Origin of the sequence: Streptomyces sp. NPDC051909 (assembly GCF_040681095.1) — a bacterium.
Taxonomy (GTDB): Bacteria; Actinomycetota; Actinomycetes; order Streptomycetales; family Streptomycetaceae; genus Streptomyces.
In genome coordinates, this window is record NZ_JBFAYA010000082.1 from 1 (window position 1) to 1,809 (window position 1,809).

Sequence of the window (1,809 nt, forward strand, 5' to 3'; positions counted from 1 at the left end):
TGTTCGCCGACCGCGGCTACGACTACGACAAGTACCGCCGCCTCCTCCGGGCCCGCGGCATCACACCGAAGATCGCCCGCAAGGGCACAGCCCACCCACGGATCCGGCCTGGGCAAGACCAGATGGGTCGTCGAGCGGACCTTCGCCTGGCTCCACCAGTTCAAACGGCTCCGGATCCGCTACGAGATACGAGCCGACCTCCACCTCGGCTTGCTCCAACTCACCTGCAGCATCATCTGCTTGCGACGCCTCCGACCCTCATTCTGAAATGATCAGTTAAGCAGCATCCGGCCCTCCCGGGCCGGATGCTGCTCCCAGTCACCGATGGCGACAGCAAGGGAGCGGGCCTGAGCCCACCGCTCGCGGCACGGGACCGGCGGGCGGCCGTTGGTGAGGAGTGCCGCTGCGGTGACAACTGCAGTTGGGGTGGCAAACTGATCTAGGGGAAGGGGGCCGCCGCAGTGTGGGGCCTCGTGGCGCCAGCCGGTCTCCGATGACCAGCGCAGCGTGATGCCGGCCCAGGAGAAGACGGCGATCAACTCGTGCCGGACGCCGGTATCGGGAGCGCTCACAGTGAGCGTGTCCGGGGCATTGCCAGCATCGACGAGAGCGGCGTGGACGGCGTCGGCGTAGGCGAGATGAGGCAGCATCAGGTTCCTTAACAGCGATAGAACGGAACGAGGCGGCGAAGCAACCCACATGACGGACCTACCGGCTCCCGGGGTCCCGTAGGGACGATGGGGATCCCGCCCTGGGCCCGGTCCGCGGTGCGGCTCTCCTGGTGCGGGCGGGCCGGCCAGCCCCGTGTGGTTGTCAGGTGGGGGCCAGCTCGGCCGCCTGCGCGTTCACCTGCCACGCCACGAGGACGGCCTGGGCGGGTGTGCCGGGCCCCGCCCGCCGCCACCGGGCGGTGCTCCAGAGCGATGCCGTCGTCGGTCGGCTTTCGGGGAGCGGGAATGCGTGCCGTGCGAGTGCACCCGTGCCGTCTCTGGCAGCCGGCCGCCGCACGCCCCCGCCTCCGGCCTGGCCGGTGAGGCTGCCTGGAACGGTGGTGGCGTACATGGCGATCACTTCCGGGAGAGACTGCTCTTGTGGTCCGGGGGGGGGGCGGATCCTGAGTCGTGTCCGGGATCTGCAGCCCTCCGCCGACCACACTCCTCCGCCCCTCCTGCTGTCACCTGAGCAGCCGATACCCAAAACAGACAAACAGTCTGTCGGGTGTCTCCTGGCGGCATCCCGGGCGGCGGCCACCGGGGCTGCCTGGCAGCGTGGCGTGGCGTGGCGGGGTGCGGGAAGGGGGGAGCGCCGCGTACCCCGCCGGTCTCTATCGGCTGGGCCAGGGAGGAGGGCTGTCTGCCAGCATGGTCCACTCCCGGTCCTCGGTGCGGTGCCCGGGATCTGTCGGCGCGCGCTGGAGTCCGCAGGCATAGAACCAGCAGACCTCAGCGCCTTCATCCCGCACCAGGCCAATATCAGGATCATCGACTCCGCGGCAAGAGCGCTCCAGCTACCACCAGATGCCGTCGTCGCCAGGGACATCATCAACACAGGAAACATCTCTTCGGCCTCCATCCCCCTAGTGATCTGAGTCGGAGATTCGTCGGCAGTAGGTGGCGGCTTTGTCGAGGATCTCGTCGGCTGTCTTCGTCCAGACGAACGGTCTGGGGTGTTCGTTGCAGTCGGTGAGCCAGGCTCGGATGTCGCGTTCGAGGGCTTGGACGGAGCGGTGGACGCCGCGCTTGAGCTTCTTCTGGGTCAGTTCGGTGAACCACCGCTCGACCAGGTTCAGCTAGGACGCGCTGGTCGGCG

The 1,809-nt window shown here is 68.3% G+C and carries 2 protein-coding genes and 2 pseudogenes; 2 read left to right on the forward strand and 2 right to left on the reverse strand.

Annotated features, from left to right (window positions below; all coding sequences use genetic code 11):
* A pseudogene (locus AB0M18_RS36585) lies at positions 1 to 267 on the forward strand (transposase); the annotation flags it as partial.
* Positions 268 to 272: 5 nt separating this feature from the next.
* On the opposite strand, the gene AB0M18_RS36590 reads toward AB0M18_RS36585, so the two are convergent.
* Complete coding sequence (locus AB0M18_RS36590) at positions 273 to 650, reverse strand: hypothetical protein (RefSeq protein ID WP_365765723.1); 378 nt, start codon at positions 648 to 650, stop codon at positions 273 to 275.
* A 410-nt stretch (positions 651 to 1,060) separates the two neighbouring features.
* On the opposite strand from AB0M18_RS36590, the gene AB0M18_RS36595 reads away from it, so the two are divergent.
* Complete coding sequence (locus AB0M18_RS36595; RefSeq protein WP_365765725.1) at positions 1,061 to 1,588, forward strand: 3-oxoacyl-[acyl-carrier-protein] synthase III C-terminal domain-containing protein; 528 nt, start codon at positions 1,061 to 1,063, stop codon at positions 1,586 to 1,588.
* On the opposite strand, the pseudogene AB0M18_RS36600 reads toward AB0M18_RS36595, so the two are convergent.
* A pseudogene (locus tag AB0M18_RS36600) lies at positions 1,577 to 1,809 on the reverse strand (IS630 family transposase); the annotation flags it as partial. The gene AB0M18_RS36595 and the pseudogene AB0M18_RS36600 sit on opposite strands and share 12 nt — an antisense overlap.